Below are 224 nucleotides of genomic sequence, written 5' to 3'. Positions count from 1 at the left end.
GATAACGCTCAAAACGTGAATGATGCCGAGGTTAATACAGGCAATACACCGTTGAATACGGCGGCTACAGCTTCAACGGCTCAAGCTGACGCTACTCAACAAGTGACTGAGCCTACTCAACCAAAAGCAGATAATGCTCAGGCTGACATTGATAACTCATTAAATGATGTTCAAGCTGATAACGCTCAAAACGTGAATGATGCCGAGGTTAATACAGGCAATAC

General features: G+C 44.2%; 1 protein-coding gene. It reads left to right on the top strand.

The window, feature by feature from the left end; genetic code table 11:
• Positions 1-224 (top strand): hypothetical protein (locus H5187_RS24315; protein WP_182798545.1); only part of this gene is annotated, 224 nt, incomplete at both ends.

Origin of the sequence: Pseudoalteromonas sp. SG44-1 (genome assembly GCF_014164315.1) — a bacterium.
In the GTDB taxonomy this organism is placed as follows: domain Bacteria; phylum Pseudomonadota; class Gammaproteobacteria; order Enterobacterales; family Alteromonadaceae; genus Pseudoalteromonas; species Pseudoalteromonas rhizosphaerae.
This window is presented reverse-complemented; position numbering and strand designations above follow the sequence as displayed.